This window comes from Pseudomonas hunanensis (assembly GCF_013393325.1).
GTDB lineage: Bacteria > Pseudomonadota > Gammaproteobacteria > Pseudomonadales > Pseudomonadaceae > Aquipseudomonas > Aquipseudomonas putida_P.
The window spans coordinates 1-15,888 of sequence record NZ_QJRC01000103.1; the positions used below are offsets into that span (position 1 = coordinate 1).

At 60.5% G+C, this 15,888-nt stretch carries 9 protein-coding genes and 1 rRNA gene; 4 read left to right on the forward strand and 6 right to left on the reverse strand.

What is annotated here, in order from left to right; translation table 11 throughout:
- Window positions 1–180: 180 nt before the first annotated feature.
- A 5S ribosomal RNA gene (rrf, locus tag DM807_RS27170) occupies window positions 181–296 on the forward strand.
- Window positions 297–362: 66 nt separating this feature from the next.
- On the opposite strand, the gene DM807_RS27175 is transcribed toward rrf, so the two are convergent.
- The 4 genes from DM807_RS27175 to DM807_RS27190 all read right to left on the reverse strand — a co-directional run bounded on the left by DM807_RS27175 (window position 363) and on the right by DM807_RS27190 (window position 5,209).
- Complete coding sequence (locus DM807_RS27175) at window positions 363–2,849, reverse strand: TonB-dependent siderophore receptor (RefSeq protein ID WP_012269964.1); 2,487 nt, start codon at window positions 2,847–2,849, stop codon at window positions 363–365.
- A gap of 94 nt (window positions 2,850–2,943) precedes the next feature.
- Window positions 2,944–3,900, reverse strand: a complete 957-nt coding sequence (locus tag DM807_RS27180) for a FecR family protein (RefSeq protein WP_179028173.1) — start codon at window positions 3,898–3,900, stop codon at window positions 2,944–2,946.
- Window positions 3,901–3,904: 4 nt separating this feature from the next.
- On the reverse strand, window positions 3,905–4,408 hold the full coding sequence (locus tag DM807_RS27185) for a sigma-70 family RNA polymerase sigma factor (protein ID WP_012269966.1): 504 nt from the start codon (window positions 4,406–4,408) through the stop codon (window positions 3,905–3,907).
- A gap of 111 nt (window positions 4,409–4,519) precedes the next feature.
- Complete coding sequence (locus tag DM807_RS27190; RefSeq protein WP_060494610.1) at window positions 4,520–5,209, reverse strand: GntR family transcriptional regulator; 690 nt, start codon at window positions 5,207–5,209, stop codon at window positions 4,520–4,522.
- 204 nt (window positions 5,210–5,413) lie between these two features.
- Here DM807_RS27190 and lapG point away from each other — a divergent pair, with 204 nt between their 5' ends.
- Both lapG and lapD read left to right on the forward strand, forming a co-directional pair.
- On the forward strand, window positions 5,414–6,175 hold the full coding sequence (gene lapG / locus DM807_RS27195) for a cysteine protease LapG (RefSeq protein ID WP_171577298.1): 762 nt from the start codon (window positions 5,414–5,416) through the stop codon (window positions 6,173–6,175).
- A gap of 10 nt (window positions 6,176–6,185) precedes the next feature.
- Window positions 6,186–8,132 carry a cyclic di-GMP receptor LapD gene (lapD, locus tag DM807_RS27200; protein ID WP_012269969.1) on the forward strand — a complete coding sequence of 649 codons (1,947 nt, stop codon included), beginning with the start codon at window positions 6,186–6,188 and terminating at the stop codon, window positions 8,130–8,132.
- A 198-nt stretch (window positions 8,133–8,330) separates the two neighbouring features.
- Here lapD and DM807_RS27205 read toward each other — a convergent pair whose 3' ends face one another.
- Window positions 8,331–9,689, reverse strand: a complete 1,359-nt coding sequence (locus DM807_RS27205; protein WP_069943456.1) for an HlyD family type I secretion periplasmic adaptor subunit — start codon at window positions 9,687–9,689, stop codon at window positions 8,331–8,333.
- A gap of 7 nt (window positions 9,690–9,696) precedes the next feature.
- Window positions 9,697–11,853, reverse strand: a complete 2,157-nt coding sequence (locus DM807_RS27210; RefSeq protein WP_012269971.1) for a type I secretion system permease/ATPase — start codon at window positions 11,851–11,853, stop codon at window positions 9,697–9,699.
- Between the two features lie 1,004 nt (window positions 11,854–12,857).
- Between DM807_RS27210 and DM807_RS27215 the strand changes: the two genes are divergently transcribed.
- On the forward strand, window positions 12,858–15,888 hold a 3,031-nt coding region (locus tag DM807_RS27215; RefSeq protein ID WP_179028174.1), incomplete at its 3' end, for a retention module-containing protein.

Genomic DNA, 15,888 nt, shown 5'->3' on the forward strand with positions numbered 1-15,888 from the left:
TCAGCAGTGAAACGATGCATCGCCGATGGTAGTGTGGGGTTTCCCCATGTGAGAGTAGGTCATCGTCAAGATTCATTTCGCAAAACCCCTATCTGCACATGCAGGTAGGGGTTTTGTCTTTAAGTAGGAACTACAGAGATTCGCAGGCACGTCCGAAGGACGGGCCAGCACACAGAATTTCTTGACGACCATAGAGCATTGGAACCACCTGATCCCATCCCGAACTCAGCAGTGAAACGATGCATCGCCGATGGTAGTGTGGGGTTTCCCCATGTGAGAGTAGGTCATCGTCAAGATTCAAACCCAAAGCCCCTGTCTGCGATGCAGACAGGGGCTTTGTCTTTTCCGGGTTTCAATAACGCTCAAAACTGATAGCTGACCGTAGCGCTCACATTGCGCTCTTCACCCATGTAGCAGTAGTTCAGGCTGGCACATGAGGTAATGTAGCTTTCATTGGTAAGGTTGTTTGCGTTCAGCCGCACATCCACACCCGTCAGACCCACCTTCCCCAGGTCATAGCCGATCGAAGCGTCGAACAGGGTGTAGGAAGGCACCTTCATGCTGTTTTCCGCATCCACCCAGCTATAGCCCACATATCGCACCCCACCGCCCAGCCGCAGTCCATCCAGAGCCCCTTGGTGGAAGTTATAGTCAGCCCACAGCGAGAACATCTGTTTCGGTGCCTGGGTTGGCGCGTTGCCTTCATTGTCCAGGCTGGCCGACACCAGGCTCGGCATCGACTTGGCGTACTCGATATCGGTGAAGGTATAGCCACCCAGCAGTTTCAGGCTGTCGCTCAGCTGCACATGAGCCTCTAGCTCCAGCCCTTGCGAGCGTACTTCACCTACCGGGCGATAAAAGTTTTCGTCAGGCTGCTTCGAAGCCAGGTTTTCCTGCTCGATACGGAACACCGATGCGGTAAACAGGTTGTCGCTGCCCGGAGGCTGATACTTGATGCCGGCTTCCCACTGAGTGCCCTCGGTCGGTGCCAGCGGGCGGCCTTGCTGGTCGGACACGGTATTGGGATTGAACGACTCCGAGTAGCTGACATAAGGCGCAATGCCATTCTCGAACAGGTAGAGCACCCCGGCCCGGGTAGTAAACCTGGAGCGCTGATCGCTGACCTTGGTGTCGCTGTCGCGATTCTCCTCGGACACCTTCACCCAGTCCTGGCGAAGCCCAAGGGACAATCGCCACTGGTCGACCTCCACCAGGTCCTGCAGATACACACCTGTTTGCTGCAAGCGCCGCTGGTAGCGGTTTTCGCCCAGTACCTGAAGGTTGCCATTACCGTATTGCGGGTTGCCGGCGTCCAGCGGGTCGACCGTGCCATAGCGCCATGCGACATCGGCTTTGCGTCGCTGGTAGTCGGCGCCCAGCAGCAGGGTGTGTTTGGCCGCGCCGGTGAAGAATTCCGCCTGCAGCATATTGTCGATGATGTACGAATGCAGGCGCTCGTCGCCGCCGGTATAGGCGCGGTTGAGAATGTTGCTGTCGGCATCCGCCCAGCCGGCCGAGTACACCTGGTCCATGGACACGTCGGAATCCTGGTAGCGGAAGTTCTGCCGCGCGGTGAACACATCGTTGAAGCGATGCTCGAACTGGTAGCTGAAGGACTGCTGGGTGCGCTCGTAATTATCGATACCCGGCTCACCCTCGAAAAAGTGGTCCGACAAGCGCAAGCCGTTGCGCTTATGCAGCATACCGTCAGCAGGGTTGCCGCCGTGGTACCCGCCGTTAGGGTCGTGCTGCAGGTAAGCCTGCAGTGTGAGCGAGGTGTCCTCGGTGAAGTCGACGCTGATGGCCGGGGCGATGGTATAGCGTTCTTCCTTGTTGTGGTCGAACTGTGTGTCCGAAGCATCCGCCAAACCTGTCAGGCGATACGCAATACGCTTGTCATCATCTACAGGGCCACTGAAGTCGAAGCCCATGCCCCGCTGGCCCTGGGTGCCGACCGTGGCTTGAACCTGGTGGTAAGGGGTGAACAGTGGCTTCTTGGTGGTAAGGGCTACCAGGCCGCCCGGCGAGCTTCGCCCATAGAGTACTGAAGACGGCCCCTTGAGAATGTCGATGCGCTCAAGGAAGTACGGGTCCACCTGCATGGTGCTGTAAGTGCCATTGTCGCCCATGGACTTGAGCCCATCGACGTAGATGTTATCCACCGAGCCGTCGTTGAAGCCGCGCATGGCCACATAGTCGTAGCGATGGGTGGCACCGTAGGGGTTGGTCAGTACCCCAGGCGTGTAGCGCATGGCCTGGGCAACGGTCTGAGAGCCCTGATCGTCCATCTGCTGGCGAGTTACTACCGAGACCGATTGGGAGGTCTCCACCAGTGGCATGCTGGTCTTGGTCGCCACTTGGCTATGCGTGGCGTTGTAACCCTCCATGCTGCCCAAGGCGTTGCCCAGAGAGAAACTACGGACATCGGTGTCTGGCAATGCCAGGGCTGCGTCCTGATGCTGTGCCTGCAGCACATAGTTGCGTCCGTCCTGGCTGACAGCTTCCAGCCCGCTGCCATTAAGCAACTGGCGCAGCGCGTGATCAATGGCGTATTGCCCCTGCAGGCCGTTGGATTGCAGGCGATCGGTCAACTGAGGCGTACTGGACAGGGTGATGCCGGCCTGGCGAGCGAACTGGTTCAATACATCGGCCAGTTGGCCGGCCGGTATTGCATAGTGATGACTCACTTGGGCTGTTTCAGCCGCAACGGACAGTTGCGCAACAGCTGCCAGGCCCATGGCGGTACCAAACAGAGCAGCCCGTATGGCATGGCGTAAGTAAGCGGACTGCAGGACTGGTCGAAAATCATTCGGGCTGAAAGTGTGGTTTAACACCGGCTTGATGAACATGAAGGGTCCGTTGAAGTGATGAGGGCAGAAGATGTCGCTTACTGTCCTAGCCGGACCGGGGTTCAAAACCCGACAAAAAAACGTTAAGGCCTCATCAGGTCGTGCTTTCGACACGCACCCACCAGCGTGTACGTTGATGAACCCGTACGGGCAGCGTCTGCGGTAGCAGCCGAAGCAATTGTTCCGGGTCTTCGAGGCGGAATACGCCCGACAGGCGCAGGTCGGCAATCTCGTTGCTGCAGCCCAGGTAACCATGGCGATAACGGCTGACCTGCGCGAGAAAATCCGCGAGGCGCATGTTCTGAGTGACGATCAGCCCTTCGGTCCATGCCATCGCGTCCATGTCCATCTGTGCGATCCGTTGTGCGCCATGAGCATCCAGGCGCCAGTTCTGTCCACTCTCGATCCACTGCAGTTGGGCAATGCCAGGCCGGTGTATCGCCACTTTTCCGCGGCTGACGCTGACACGTGTGCAGTCGCTATCCTGATAGGCTACAAAGCGTCCTTCAAAGCCTTCCAGCAGCACGTCGCGGGTTTGTACAAACACGGGATGCCGGGGATTACACGTGATCATCAGTTCGCCATGCTTCAGGCGGACCAGACGCTGCCGATCAATGAAGGCCAGGTCCACGGCACTGCGGGTGTTGAGTTGCATCAGTGAGCCATCGGGCAGGGTGAAGACGCGCCGTTCGCCCGTGCCGGTGGCATAGTCCGATGCCCAGGCACTGACAGCATCGAGGTCTTTAGCCAGCCAGCTCGCCGATCCCGCCATGACAACGCCCCCAAGCAGCTTCAACGCCTGCCTTCGACGCAGGCGCTGCTGGCTGGTTTCCAGGGTCTGCAAAGCCAGCCCGGCACCGGGGATGGCGCGTAGGTCGAGGTTTTGATGCAAGTGCGTCACCCGCTGCCAGGCGTGTTCGTGTTCGTGGTGGGCACTGCGCCATTGCGCACACTGTTGTTGCAACGCCAGGTCGTGCCCACTCTCGCGCAACCGCAGCATCCACTGGATGGCCTGCTTGACCGCTTTCGTATCAGGGCGTGCGGCGGTCATCGACTCAGCACTCGTCCTGGTAGTGCAGCACGTAGCAGTGATAGAGCGCATCGGCAATGTAGCGTTCTACGGTGCGCACCGAGATCCCCAGCTGTTCGGCGATGGCCTGGTGCTTCAGCCCCTCGCATTGAGCCAGGAGGAATGCGCGACGTACCTTGGGTTTGAGGCCGTCGAGCATGCGTGCAATGCGCTCAAGCAACTCCAGTAGCAGCTCGCGGGTTTCGGCAGAGGGGGCCAATGCTTCCGGCACATGCGCCAAAGCCTCCAGGTAAGCCCTGTGCAGTTCCTCGCGCCGCCAGTGATCGATCACCAACCCGCGCGCTACCGTGCGCAGGAAGGCCCTGGGTGCATTCAGTTGCAATTGTTCACGGCGCTGTAGCAAGCGTACGAAGGTGTCTTGGGCCAGGTCGGCGGCATCGGCCGCATTGCCTAGCTTGCTGCGCAGCCAGGCATGCAGCCAGCCGTGATGGTCACTGTATAGCGTTTGCACGCAGTCGTTGCTGGGCATGGGGGAGGGGCGCCGGCATCAATGGACATGAATGATAATTAGTCTCATTGTTGGTGGCGCCGCATCAATTTGCAACCCATCTGGTCGCACGCTGCGCTAGGCGGCAGTGGGTTAGCGCCCCAGTTGTGTATCCAGGTACTTGCGAATTACCCGCGCCCCGCTGTTGAGATGCCGTTCCAGCACCGCTACCGCCTCATCCACCAGTTTGTCGCTGGCCGCATCCGCCAGTGCGTTGTGATCGTCCTGAGTGAGCTTGCCCAAGCCCATGGACGAAAGATGGAAGCGCAGGAAGCGCTCTTCCTCGTTCAGTTCGTTCTCGATCAGGCGCAGTAGCTTCTTGTTTGGTGCCCTGCTGTATAGCGCCATGTGGAACAGGCGGTTGAGGCGGCCGATTTCGGCGTGACGGGTTTCATTCTCCAGTTGCTGGATATACCCGCGGGCGCTGGCGATGTCGCTGGCATCGAGCAGCGGGATCGACTGGCGCAGCGCCTCACTCTCGAGCAATACGCGCAGGGCATAGGTGTCCACTGCATCCTCACCGATCAGCGGCGCAACCACAGCGCCCTTGTGCATCTCTACTTTCAACAGGGATTGCGCTTCGAGCTGGCGCAGGGCTTCGCGCACGGGCATGCGGCTGACACCGAACAAGGTGGCGAGTTCTTGTTGGCGCACGGCAGTACCTGGGGGTAAGCGCCCATCGAGAATGGCACTGCGCAGGCGCTCTTCGATCACGCCACGGGCCTGATGCGGCAGCAGCTGTTCGCTTGCCAGCACATTGCTCAGTTTGATTTTCTCGGCCACGCGACGTCTGCCTTAACAATGACTAAAGTTGGATCCAATGACAGTAGTAACAGCTTGTAAGGGTGTCAAACCTGCACCCGCACGGGTACGGGCGCCCCAAAAGCGCGGCTATGGTGGATGAAGTCGTCTGCCAAAGGAAGCGCCCTTCAGAAGGATATAACTAGAAAGTGTAGGCGGCCTGACAGGCGGGTGCATGATTGCAGGGTGCCATTGTCTTTTGTTGTGGCAAGCCCCACCATCGCTGCTTTCGACTGGTCTGAACAGGGCTTCGCAGTGGCGATATCCTGGTTGCTGAAAACCGTTGTGCGACGTGTCGGCTTTGCCGCGCTGCTGGGCAGTCTGCTGCTGGGCGGCTTGCACGCGGATTGGGATTTTTCCCAGATCAGCCGCAAGTCGCAGGCGCTCTACGGCCCGTTGGGTGCCGGGCAGGGCCGTATCGATGCCTGGCAGAACCTGATGGCTACGCAGAAGCAGGGGACTGAGCTTGAGCGGCTGCAAGTGGTCAACCGCTTCTTCAACCAGCAATTGCGCTATGTCGAAGACATCGACCTGTGGCATGAAGTCGATTACTGGGCCACGCCTGTGCAGGCACTGATCAAAGGTGCAGGGGATTGCGAGGACTACGCCATCGCCAAATATTTCAGCCTGCGGCGCATGGGTATCCCCAGTGAAAAACTGCGCATTACCTACGTCAAGGCGCTGCGACAGAACCGGGCACACATGGTCCTGACCTATTATTCAAGCCCACAGGCCCAGCCTTTGGTGCTCGACAGCCTGATGGACGCCATCAAGCCGGCAAGCCAACGTACCGACCTGTTGCCGGTGTACGCCTTCAATGGCGAGGGGCTGTGGCTGACGGGCGCTGCCGGGAACAAGAAGGTCGGCGATACCAAGCGGCTGTCACGCTGGCAGGATTTGTTGAAGAAAATGCAGGCCGAAGGGTTCCCGGCCGAGCCGGTTTACTGAAGGAGCACAGATGTCACTGTTCAAACAATTGCTGTTGGCCATTTGCCTGTTCCTGGTGGTCGCCTTCAGTGGCAGTTTCATGGTCAGCCTGGAAAGCTCGCGCAGCCAGTATGTCAACCAGTTGCGCTCGCACGCCCAGGACGCGGCGACCGCGCTGGCGCTGTCGCTGACGCCGAATATCGACGACCCGGCGATGGTCGAACTGATGGTTAGCTCGATCTTCGACAGTGGTTACTATGCAAGCATCAAGGTCGTCGACCTGGGCTCCAATGCTGTGCTGGTGGAGCGCCACGCTGAGCCGGACCCAGGTGGCGTACCGCGATGGTTCGTGCACTTGATCGGCCTTGAGGCTGCTGGTGGCGATGCCATCGTCAGCCGTGGCTGGCAACAGGCCGCGCGCGTTGAAGTGATCAGCCACCCGATGTTCGCCATTGCCAAACTTTGGCAAAGTGCTCTGGGCAGCCTGGGTTGGTTGCTGTTGTGTGGTGCGGCCAGTGCTGTGCTCGGTGCATTGCTGTTGCGCCGCCAGTTGCGGCCGCTGGACTATATGGTTGAGCAATCCCACGCGATTGCCCGCCGCGAATTCCTCAGCCTTCCAGAGCTGCCGCGCACGCCAGAGTTACGCCGTGTGGTGCAGGCGATGAACCAGATGGTCGAGAAACTCAAAGCGCTGTTCACCGAGCAGGCCGAGCGCAGTGAGCGGCTGCGTGCCGAGTCCTACCAGGACAGCCTGACCGGGCTGTCCAACCGCCGGTATTTCGAAATGCAACTGAACACCCGGGTGAGCAACCTGGAAGAGGCGCGCGCCGGCTACCTGCTGTTGCTGCGGGTTCAGGGCCTGGCCGGCCTGAATGCCCGCCTTGGCGGCCAGCGTACCGACCAGTTGCTGCAGGCAGTAGGCGAACAGTTGCGCCGCACCTGTGCAAGCTACCCGGAAACCAATGACCTGATTTCCCGCAGCCGCGGTGGCGAGTTTGCCGTGCTGGCGCCGGGCATGGTGCATGAAGAGGCCGTGCAACTTGCCCAGGCCCTGGAGGCGACGCTGCAGAGCCTGCACGAAACGGGTGCCAGTGATATCGACCCGGTCGCTTGTATCGGCCTGGCGCCGTTCAGCCCCGGTGACTCACCGCAGGCGTTGCTGAAACTCGCCGACGAGGCGCTGGCCCGTGCCGAGAACCAGCCAACGCCGGGCTGGGTGTGCCTTGAACAAGGCGTTGCCGCAGTGGCTGGGGACAGCCAACATGCCTGGCACGAGCGGCTCGATCAGGCATTCGGCAATGGGCATTTCGAGCTGTTCTTCCAGCCAGTGGTGGATTGTGCTTCAGCGCAACGGGTACTGCACCACAAAGTGATTTCGCGTTTGCAGGATGGCCAGGGCGAGGCGTTGCCAGCGGGCCGCTTCCTGCCCTGGTTGGAGCGCTTCGGCTGGATGCCACGGCTGGATGTGCTGGTGCTGGAGAAAGTGTTGGCGCACCTACGAGGGCACGACCAGGTGCTGGCGCTGAACCTGTCCGCCGCCACCCTGGCCGACCCCAAGGCCCTGCAGCGCGTCTTCGAGCTGCTGGGCCAGAACGCGGCGCTCGGCCCGCGGCTGGTTTTTGAAATTGGCGAGGAGCAGTTGCCTGAACAGGCCGCCTTGGAGCAGCTCACCCGGCGCCTGCACGGGCTTGGCTTCGGCCTGGCGCTGCAGCGCTTTGGCGGGCGCTTCAGCATGATCGGCAACCTGGCGCACCTGGGCCTGGCGTACCTGAAGATTGACGGCAGCTACATCCGCAACATCGACCATGAGCAGCACAAGCGGTTGTTCATCGAAGCGATTCAGCGTGCGGCCCACAGCATCGATTTGCCGCTGATTGCCGAGCGGGTCGAGACCGAAGGGGAGCGGCGGGTGTTGCAGGAGATGGGCGTAGGTGGGATTCAGGGCCAGCTGGTCGGTGAGCCTGCGCCCTGGCGCTAAAGAGCTTTCCTGCCAGTTGCCTGATCTGACTCCCAGGCCTGACGCTGTGCATGTGGGAGCGGCCTTGTGTCGCGAAAAGGGCTGCATGGCAGCCCCAGTAGTTTATGCAGTAATGCGAAAATCCCGGGGCCGCGTTGCGGCCCTTTCGCGACACAAGGCCGCTCCCACAGAGAAAGCACGCGGCCTTGAGTCTGCCTTCTAGCGCTCGCGCAGCGCTTCCGAACGCGCCTTCATGATCGGCTTGAGCAGGTAGCTCATGATGGTCTTCTTGCCGGTCATGATGTCCACCGTCGCCACCATCCCCGGAATGATCAGCAGCGGCTTCTCGTCCGTCCCCAGGTGGCTGCGATCGGTGCGCAGCTTGATCAGGTAGTAAGTGGTCTTCTTGTCTTCATCGGTGATGGTGTCGGCGCCGATCTGCTCAAGTTTGGCCTTCAGCCCACCGTAGATGGTGTAGTCATACGCCGTGAACTTGACTGTCGCTTCCTGGCCAGGGTGCAGGAAGGCGATGTCTTTGGGCAGGATCTTCGCCTCGATGACCAGCGTGTCGTCCAGTGGCACGATCTCGATGATATCGCTGCCAGGCTGGATTACACCGCCAATGGTGTTCACCAGCAGTTGCTTGACGATACCGCGCACCGGCGAAGTGACCATGGTGCGGTGAACCCGGTCGTCCAGCGCTTTGCTGGTGGCGGTGGCCTTGTTCAGTTCGGTGCGCGCTTCGTTCAGCTGGGTTAGCGCTTCGCTGCGGAACTTGCCACGGGTCTCTTCGATCTTGCTTTGCACCTCGCGGATGGCAGCCTCGGCACGCGGGATGGCCAGTGCGGTGGAGTCCAGCTGACCGCGGTTTTCCACTTCAGCACGGCGCAGGCGCAGCACCTCAACCTGGGAAATCGCGCCGGTCGCCACCAGCGGTTCGGACATGCCGATTTCCTTGCGCAGCAGCTCAAGGCTGTTAGCGTACTGGGCGCGCTTGGAGCTGTATTCGCGCAGTTCCTGCTGGCGTTGGACCAGCTGCTGCTGCAGGCCGCCAATTTCATCCTGCAGTTGCTGGCGCCGGCTCTGGTACAGCGACTCTTCACTGGCCGCCTGGCTTGGCGCGGCTTTGCGCAGTTCTTCGTCGATCTTCAGCGGGCTGTCCTGGACCTCGGCGCTCAAGCGTTCGACCCGCAGGGCCATGGCCAGGCGGTCGGCCTCGGTTTCACCCACGTTGGAGGCGAAGCGGGTTTCATCCAGGCGTAGCAATGGCTGGCCGACTTCGACGATCTCCCCTTCCTTTGCGAAAATTTCAGCGACGATGCCGCCCTCCAGGTTCTGGATCTTCTGCACCTTGGACGACGGAATGGCCTTGCCTTCACCCCGTGTGACTTCGTCGATGGGCGCAACGCTGGCCCACACGATCAAGAACACGAAGAACAGGATCACGCCCCAAATGGTCAGCCGCACCACCCGCGGCGCATCCTCGATAAGGGCCTTGTTGACCTCCGGCAGCGGCTGGCCGCCAAGCGAGTCACTGCCTTTGAAATAGCGCCGCAGGCCGTCCTTGAACTGCCCCATATCCAGCTTATGCAACACTGATTTGCCCCTTCTTCAGCGCATCCATGACCGCGGCTTTCGGGCCGTCGGCGACAATCTGCCCGCGATCGATCACAATCAGCCGGTCCACCAGCGACAGCAGCGAGGCACGGTGCGTGACCAGTAGCACCGTCTTGCCTTCCACCACCGCTTGCAGGCGCTGCTTGAGGCGTTCTTCACCGGTGTTGTCCATGGCGCTGGTCGGCTCGTCCAGCAGCAGTATCTGTGGGTTGAGCAGCAGCGCACGGCCCAGGGCGACGTTCTGCCGCTGGCCGCCGGACAGGTTCTGACCGCGTTCACCCACTTGCAGCTCATAGCCGTCCGGGTGCAGCCGGGCGAACTCATGCACGCCCGCCAGTTCGGCGGCTTGCAGGATCAATTCGTCTTCGATGTAGCGGGCGCCGCTGACCAGGTTGTCACGCAAGGTGCCGGCCAATAGCTGGATGTCCTGCGGGACGTAGCCGATATTGTGGCGCAGTTCGCTGACATCGATCTGGCGAATGTCCACGCCATCGACCAGCAGTGAGCCACCATCGGCCTCGTACAGGCCGACGATAAGCTTGGCCAGCGAGCTCTTGCCCGAGCCGCTGCGGCCGATGATGCCGACCTTCTCGCCAGGGCGGATGGTGAGGTTGATGTTCTTCAGGGCCAGGTTCTGCTGGTTCGGGTAGGTGAAGTCGACCCCACGGAACTCGACGCTACCCTGCAGCACCTTGCGGCTCAGCGGGCGCTCTTCGAAGTTGCGCTCTTGCGGCAGCTCCATCATATGGTCGGTGGAGACCATGGTCACCTTGGCTTGCTGATAGCGGGCGAGCAGGCCATTGAGCTGGCCCAGCGGGCCGAGGGCGCGGCCGCTGAGCATGTAGCAGGCCACCAGGCCGCCCATGCTCAGGTTGCCGTCGATGATCAGGTACACGCCGACGCAGATCATTGCCACGCCTGCCAGTTGCTGGATCAGCAGGGTGATATTCATCGCCAGGCTCGACAGCACCTTTACACGCAGTTCCAGGCGGCTGAGGGTGCCGAGGGTCTGCTCCCACATGTACTGACGCTCGCTTTCGGCGTTGTTGACCTTCACCGCATCCAGGCCGGCCAGTGTCTCGATCAGGCTGGACTGGCGCTCAGAGGCCAGGGCCATGGTCCGTTCCATGGTCGCCATCAGCGGCCGTTGCAGGGCGTAGCCGATGCCCAGGGCCAGCGGGAAGGCAATAATCGGGATCCATACGAGGTGCCCGCCAATGATGGCGATGACGATCAGGATGAGGATGGTGAAAGGCAGGTCGATCAGGCTGGTCAGGGTCAGCGAGGCAAGGAAGTCGCGCAGGCCCTGGAACTCGTGAATGTTCTGAGCAAAGCTGCCGACCCGTGCAGGCCGGTACTTCATCGACATGCCGACGATGCGCTCGAACAGCGTTGCCGAGATGATCAGGTCGGTCTTTTTGCCGGCCAGGTCCAGGCACAGGCCGCGCAGGCCCTTGAGTATCAGGTCGAAGATATACGCGCCGGCGATACCGATGGCCAGCACCCAGAGCGTCGAGGTGGCCTGGTTGGGCACCACCCGGTCATACACGTTCATCACGAACAGCGGCGCGGCCAGGGCGATCAGGTTGATCACCAGGCTGGCGGCGATCGCGTCGATGTACAGCCACTTGCTGCGCAGCAGGGTGTCGCGGAACCACGACTTCGCCCGTGGGATGAGGTTGCCGTGGTTGACGTCGAACTTGTGCTGCGGCTGCGCAAAGAACACGCGGCCGCTGTAGTCGCTTTGCAGCGCTTCACGGCTGACGTGCACCTCGCCACCATCGCTCTCGCTGAGCAGCAGGCGTGCGGTGTCCTCATTTTCCCAGCCCAGCAGAACGGCGCTGCGGCCTTCCTTGAGCAGCAGCATGGCCGGCATGGCGATGCTCGGGATCTGCTCCAGCTTGCGCTGCAGCAGGCGCCCTTGCAGGCCTGCCCGGGCGGCGGCACGGGGCAGCAGCTCGGGGCTCAGGCGCTGGGCGGGCAGCGGCAGGCCTGTGGTCAACATGACCCGGCTGGCGGGTTTCTGGTGCAGCACACACAGGCTCAACAGACTATCCAGCAGGGGATCGTCATGCTGACTGCGTGGATCGTGGCTGAGTTGGACTCGACTGACTTCGGATTCCACGCGGCGCTCTCTTCATCCTTGTGGTGGGTGGGGTAGGTGTGCCGCCGTCAAAGGTCAGGCCGGCTCACCCTGGCAATCTATGGTGCTACCAAGCTGTGCGGATAAGGGCTATGACACCCTGAGGCTTGTGCAACTGGCCAATGGTCGCCCTGAATCGGTGTTGAGTAAACAATTCTAGGTGCTTCATTTTTACCAGACGTAGCGGCGCTATGAATGTTTCATTTTTGATCCAGCCATTAGGCTTGGCGCCAAGTTGCAGCATAGCCTGCCATCCAGCCTGCGGCGGCAGGGGCTTCGATATCCAGCTTAGTCATTGTCAGTAAACAGGCGCTGGTTAATTGGCGTTTGGTTGTAACTTGTTAGTCAAAATTCATCTATAGAAAGCACATCCCTGGGCCGTCAGCGTTCGATAATCGCAAGCGGTTTCCCATGAGTGGGGCGGCAGTATTGGCGCACCCGTGCAGCATCTCTTTGATTTGCGACAATTCGCTGCTCGTGGTGTATGCACAATTGAAAACCTGTGCGGCTTGAGCGTGCAACGCATTCGCGATTCAACCTGCTTTCAGTCCGCTGGCAAGCCGCAACCCGGCAAGGTTTGTGCTTTATGGACATGCAGTGCCGGGGCGATTGACAGTGGTTTGAATGTTGACGCCAATAACACTGACCGCGCCCGATGAACGATGGTCTCGCCGCATCATCCATGGCGGCCCAGGTGTGTAAATAAGTACCTGGATCGAGGGATAAACAGGCTTTAGATGATGTACGACATTTGTCCTTGAGAAACGCTTGGCTAAGGTACAAATATCAATGTGACATTACATTGCCGATTGTTTAGGATGGCATGTATAAGGTCAATAGTTTGGCAGTTAAGCAATTCCAAATAGTTATAGACGGAATGTTGACGTCAAAAAACGTCAAGAGATCATCTACATAGTTCCGCCTGAAGTGGCTAGCAAGCGCCGCTCTGGCAGGGAAGTACCCCATCGGGTCACACGGAGAGTCCAATGAGCAGCGTTGTAGCCATCGTCAAAAGTATTGTCGGCCAGGTTATTGCGGTATCCCCAGAGGGCATCCGGCGTGTACTCATCGAGGGTGACCGTCTATTGACCGGTGAAGAAGTGCTCACTGGTCCTGGTGGCGCGGTTACTCTGGAACTGGCTGATGGCCGTCTGCTCGATCTGGGTCGCGATAGCCAATGGAGCGCTGAAGCACCTGACAGCAGCACCGATCTGAGCCAGGCGACTGCCCAGGCTGCGCCTTCGGTGGAAGAGCTGCAGCAGGCGATTGCTGCGGGTGTCGACCCGACTACAGAGCTTGAAGCTACCGCAGCTGGCCCGTCGGCAGCGGGCGGTGGTGGTGCGCTGGGCGGTGGTCATAGCTTCGTGATGCTCGAAGAAACGGCGGGCCGGGTCGACCCGACGGTTGGCTTCCCGACTGACGGCTTGGGCTTTGCCGCTGCGCTCGATAGCGAGGAAGTGGGCCTGCTGGACACCAACGGCAACAACCTGGTGATCCCACCGACGACGGACACCAACGTTGCTACGGACCTGATTCTTGGCGCTACCCCTTCGATCAGCGAGGCGGGTGGCGTAATCGTTTATACCGCCACGGTTGGCCAGGCACCGACCACCAACCTGGTCGTTACCCTGTCCAATGGTGCTGTGATCGTCATTCCGGCCGGGCAGACCAGCGGTAGCGTCAACGTCGTGGTCCCGGCGAATGACACCCCATATATCGACGGTGGCCAGATTTCGGCGACCGTGACAGGTAGCACCGGTGGTGGCGGGCTGACGGTAACATTGCCGCAAACGCCTGCGGTTACCCAGGTGACGGATACCATCGACACCACCACGGCTACCCTGACTGCGTCGCCTAGCGTGACCGAAGGCGGCGTGATCACCTACACCGTGACCCTGAGCAACCCTGCCCAGACTCCGGTAACCGTGACCCTGTCCAACGGCCAGACCATCACCGTTGAAGCAGGCAAGACCCAGGGCAGTGTCGACTTCCAGACCCCGGCGAACGACGTCTACAACAACGGCTCGACCGTCAGTGTCACCATCGAGAACGCCACGGGCGGTAACTTCGAGCAGCTGACCCCGAATCCGACCCCGGCTCAGACCACGATCAACGATTCGGTCGACACCACTACCGCGACCCTGACTGCGTCGCCTAGCGTGACCGAAGGTGGCGTGATCACCTACACCGTGACCCTGAGCAACCCTGCCCAGACTCCGGTAACCGTGACCCTGTCCAACGGCCAGACCATCACCGTTGAAGCGGGCAAGACCCAGGGCAGTGTCGACTTCCAGACCCCGGCGAACGACGTCTACAACAACGGCTCGACCGTCAGCGTCACCATCGAGAACGCCACGGGCGGTAACTTCGAGCAGCTGACCCCGAATCCGACCCCGGCTCAGACCACGATCAACGATTCGGTCGACACCACTACCGCGACCCTGACGGCGAACCCGTCGGTGACCGAAGGTGGCGTGATCACCTACACCGTGACCCTGAGCAACCCTGCTCAGACTCCGGTAACCGTGACCCTGTCCAACGGCCAGACCATCACCGTTGAAGCGGGCAAGACCCAGGGCAGCGTCGACTTCCAGACTCCGGCCAACGACGTCTACAACAACGGCTCGACCGTCAGCGTCACCATCGAGAACGCCACGGGCGGTAACTTCGAGCAGTTGACGCCGAACCCGACCCCAGCCTCGACTGTCATCAATGACAGCATCGACACTGTTACCGTAAGCATCGTCAGCAATGGCAATGTGACCGAAGACCAGCAACCTTCCTTTACGGTGAAAGTAAGCCAGGCGCTGGACCGTCCGTTGACCGTAACCCTGTCGAACGGCGACACAGTGACGATCGAAGCTGGCAAGACCGAAGTCGAGTACAAGACTCCGGCTCAGGGCGATGACGTCTATCACGACGCCGGCTCCATCACCCTCAGCGTTACCGACGCTACAGTTCCGGGTGCCACCTTCGAGAAGCTGGCCTTGGGTGGCCCGGCCACTGTTGAAATTTCGGACACCATCAGTGAGGTTGTGGCCAAGCTGACCGCCACGCCTTCGGTGACCGAGGGCGGCGAGATCACTTACACCATCACGCTGACCAACAAAGACGGCTTGCCGATCAACAACCACGGCGCCCTGACGTTCACGTTGAGCGACGGCAAGACCGTCATCACCGTGCCGGCCAACAGCACCACCGGTTCGATCACCGTGACTGCCCCGGACAACGTCTACGTCGGCAGCAACCCCCCAGTGGTGCAGTCGATCGCGACCGTTGTCGGCGCCGACGTCGGCAAGTTCGAACAGCTGACCCTGGACAAGACCCCGGTCAGCACTACCGTCACTGACGAGCCTGGTACTCCAGGCAACCCAGGCGGCAGCAACGAAGGTGATCTGGTCAAGGTCACCATCACGGCCGATCAAGCTTCGGTGGCTGAAAACGTCAAACCGACCTTCACCGTGCACATCAATCAGCCACTGGACCACGACCTGGTCGTGACCCTGAGCAACAATGCCCAGGTCACCATCAAGGCTGGCGAGACCAGCGCGCCTTACGAGCACGCGGCACAGGGCGATGACGTCTATCTGGACAGCGGCGAAATCACCCTCGGCATCAAGTCGGCCGTGGATGTCGATGGCCGTACCTTCGAAAACCTGCAACTGGGCGGCGATGCTTCGGTTCAGGTGACCGACACCCTCGACGAAGTCGTGGCCAAACTGACCGCCACGCCTTCGGTGACCGAAGGTGGCGAGATCACTTACACCATCACCCTGACCAACAAAGACGGCCTGCCGATCAACAACCACTCGGAGCTGTACTTCAAGCTGACCGATGGTACGACTGTCGTCGTCGCAGCCAACAGCACCACAGGTTCCGCCACTGCAATTGCGCCGGATAACGTCTATGTCGGTGCTAACCAGCCAGTGGTCAACGCCATCGATGCGGTCAGCGGTGCAGATGCGTGGAAGTTCGAAAACCTGAACCTGGACAAGACTCCGGTCAGCACCCAGGTCA

Bases quoted from the DNA above. Each gene is read 5' to 3' on its own strand.
- DM807_RS27180 (WP_179028173.1), bottom strand. From the start codon at position 3,900: ATGACCGCCGCACGCCCTGATACGAAAGCGGTCAAGCAGGCCATCCAG.
- DM807_RS27175 (WP_012269964.1), bottom strand. From the start codon at position 2,849: ATGTTCATCAAGCCGGTGTTAAACCACACTTTCAGCCCGAATGATTTT.
- DM807_RS27205 (WP_069943456.1), bottom strand. From the start codon at position 9,689: ATGGGGCAGTTCAAGGACGGCCTGCGGCGCTATTTCAAAGGCAGTGAC.
- lapD (WP_012269969.1), top strand. From the start codon at position 6,186: ATGTCACTGTTCAAACAATTGCTGTTGGCCATTTGCCTGTTCCTGGTG.
- DM807_RS27185 (WP_012269966.1), bottom strand. From the start codon at position 4,408: ATGCCCAGCAACGACTGCGTGCAAACGCTATACAGTGACCATCACGGC.